We start from the raw sequence: 1,667 nt of genomic DNA, 5'->3' as shown, positions 1-1,667 counted from the left end.
TTCTGCACAAGCTGTGCTGTGCCATCGCCTGGATACCGGCACCAGTGGTCTTATATTATTAGCCAAAAATAAAGCAGCGGAACATTTTTTGACGGAAGCAATCAAAGCCCGCAAAATACAGAAGAAATACCTCTGTGTAACGTTTGGCCGCCCGCAGCCGCCCGTGGCATTGATGCATGATTATCTGATAAAAGACGCTCAGCGCGGTGTTGTAAAAATCGTTCCGTCCCCTTGCAGCGGTGCCAAAGAAGTAATCACCGGATATGAAACCCTTGCGGTCAGCGGTCGCCTGGCGTTGCTGGAGGTTGAGTTGGTCACCGGACGCACACACCAAATTCGCGCACATCTGGCCCATATAGGGTGCCCCATCCTGGGTGACTCCAAATACGGGAACAATACAGCTAACCGGGAATTGCATTTCAAGTACCAGGCTCTTTGTGCCTGGGAACTTCGCTTCCCTGCTCAGATTGAACAACCGGAGTTTTCACATCTGGCCGGTCGCGTTTTCCATGCAGAAAAACCGTGGTATTGTCACCAGATCACCGACGGTACCCTGCGCTGATATCTATAAAAAATACCGTCTGCCTAAAAAGGGCAGGCGGCATTTTTTATGGATGGTTCCGTCATTCTATTCGGAATCCAGTAATTCAATCTGGCGCGACAAGCTTTCTCGGGTGTACAAAGTAGAGAGAACCTGCAGCAACTCTTTTTTGCTCAGACGCGGGGGCAATCCCAATTGCTGCAGCAACTTCCGGCGGCGGGTAGCACTGTTGGCCGTTCCGGAAATTCCCCATTCGTACAAATCCGTATAGGATATTTTTTCAGCTTGCGTCTCCTTCTCCGTTCCATCAGGCGCACTCGCCAGGGCATCCTGCAAGCCACGCAGAATCAGCTCATCCGACACACCTTCTACGCCCAGCAACCCTTCTTTTCCTGGCGCTTCTTTACGGGATTCTTTCCCTTGAATTGCCGGTACATAGGCTTGGAGAACATGCTCGGCACCGACCAGTCCGGTAACAAAATGCCGGATCTTGAAACCTGCAGCATCGGAATCTGTCAGAATCATTAGGCCTTGGGTGCGGGCCAACTGCTTGAGCATGGTTTGCAACGAGCGGTCTTTCATGACACGGAACCCATCCGTAGTCAGAACTACACCATCCACCAGGTTGCTCACCCGTGCGGCATCGTATTTTCCTTCAACCAGCAGCACCTGCTGCAGCTTTAACATGAACTCCTCCCGGCCAAAGCCAACTCACATAGCGCCTTTTGCATTAACAAATCTGCATCCAGTTTGCTGCCTTTTAAATCCAAATCAAGTTTTTGCAGAATGCAAAGGCATTGTTCCAACTGATGGCGCTTAAAGCGGGATGCTGTTTTCTCCGTTTTTCCCAAACGGTAACTCCACTTGCCGCCATACCCGAAATCCTTGGCCACGTCTGCAAGGGAACGCCGGCTGCGCCGCCCTTGCAAAACGCGGTACAGATCCAGATAGTTGCCGATCAACGCACCGGTAATCATAATTGGATCATTTTGCAATTCCAATAAGGTTTTCAGGCGCTTTTGTGCCTGTTCAATCCGCCCGGACACAACCAGTTCCACCATTTCAAATGTGTCCGCATCCAGCGTAACTGTTCCCAGCTGCTGGATCATATCCGCGGTAATGGTGC

The 1,667-nt window shown here is 51.0% G+C and carries 3 protein-coding genes; 1 reads left to right on the top strand and 2 read right to left on the bottom strand.

What is annotated here, in order from left to right:
- A partial coding sequence (locus tag H6B10_RS14400; RefSeq protein WP_204652232.1) for an RluA family pseudouridine synthase occupies window positions 1-562 on the top strand: 562 nt, incomplete at its 5' end.
- A gap of 66 nt (window positions 563-628) precedes the next feature.
- Here H6B10_RS14400 and H6B10_RS14395 read toward each other — a convergent pair.
- Window positions 629-1,228: a toprim domain-containing protein gene (locus tag H6B10_RS14395; protein WP_204652231.1), complete on the bottom strand. Its 600-nt coding sequence runs from the start codon at window positions 1,226-1,228 to the stop codon at window positions 629-631.
- Window positions 1,222-1,662 carry a DNA polymerase III subunit delta gene (gene holA, locus H6B10_RS14390; protein WP_345941855.1) on the bottom strand — a complete coding sequence of 147 codons (441 nt, stop codon included), beginning with the start codon at window positions 1,660-1,662 and terminating at the stop codon, window positions 1,222-1,224. Before holA ends, H6B10_RS14395 begins: the two co-directional genes overlap by 7 nt.
- Window positions 1,663-1,667: the final 5 nt, after the last annotated feature.

It is taken from the genome of Gemmiger formicilis (assembly GCF_016901605.1).
GTDB lineage: Bacteria > Bacillota > Clostridia > Oscillospirales > Ruminococcaceae > Gemmiger > Gemmiger formicilis_B.
The sequence above is the reverse complement of the archived record's forward strand: the minus strand, read 5'-3'. Positions and strand labels throughout refer to the sequence as shown.

Excerpts from the sequence above, each read along its gene's own strand:
- H6B10_RS14395 (WP_204652231.1), bottom strand. The coding sequence starts at position 1,228 with ATGTTAAAGCTGCAGCAGGTGCTGCTGGTTGAAGGAAAATACGATGCC.